2 protein-coding genes are annotated in these 756 nt (G+C 77.2%); both read right to left on the bottom strand.

The features are described from left to right. On the bottom strand, positions 1–369 hold a 369-nt coding region (locus HUW36_RS33780; protein WP_246248463.1), incomplete at its 3' end, for an iron chelate uptake ABC transporter family permease subunit. A 146-nt stretch (positions 370–515) separates the two neighbouring features. Beyond that, positions 516–756 (bottom strand): iron chelate uptake ABC transporter family permease subunit (locus HUW36_RS33775; RefSeq protein ID WP_174531692.1); only part of this gene is annotated, 241 nt, incomplete at its 5' end.

Here is a 756-nt window from a genome sequence, read left to right as displayed (position 1 = left end):
CGCCGCGCCACTGGTCAGCGCGACGGTCGCGGCCAGCCCGGCGCCCTGGGTGACGCCGATGACGTCAGGGCTGGCCAGCGGGTTGCGGGCCACGCTCTGGATCAGGGTGCCGGCCACGCCGAACGCCGCCCCGGCCAGCGCCGCCAGCACCGCGCGGGGCAGCCGCAGGTCGCGCACCACGAGGTCGTACGGCGTGCCCGCCCCGGACAGCGACCGCAGCACGTCGCCCGGCGCCACGTACGGCGTCCCCAGCGACAGGCTGAGCACCACCGCACCGACGAGCAGCACCGACAGGATTCCCGCCACCACCACCGGCCGCCACCGGAACGGCACCGCCACGGGCCCCACCCGCAGCACCGTCTTCCCCACCAGCGCCGGCGTCGCCGCGCGATCTTGCACTTGCGGCCCGCGATACACGGCTTCCGTCCGATCTGCCGGGGCAGCAACCGCAAGATCGCGGGAGCGGGAGCGGGAGCGGGAGCGGGAGCGGGGGCGGGGGCGGGGGTGGGGGGCGGTCATGCGGTCACGACCTTGGCGCGGCGGACCAGGATCGCCAGCAGGGGGGCGCCCAGGAGAGCGGTGATGATGCCGGCGGGGATCTCGCCCGGTGGGGAGACCAGGCGGCCGGTCACGTCGGCGGCCAGCACCAGGGCGGGGCCGAGCAGCGCCGCGACCAGCAGCGTCCACCGGTGGTCGGCGCCGACCAGCGCCCGGGCCAGGTGCGGCACGGCCAGCCCGACGAACGCGATCGGACCG

Origin of the sequence: Micromonospora maritima (genome assembly GCF_902825405.1) — a bacterium.
In the GTDB taxonomy this organism is placed as follows: domain Bacteria; phylum Actinomycetota; class Actinomycetes; order Mycobacteriales; family Micromonosporaceae; genus Micromonospora; species Micromonospora maritima.
Note: the sequence above shows the minus strand (reverse complement) of the source record. Positions and strands in the feature narration are given on the sequence as shown.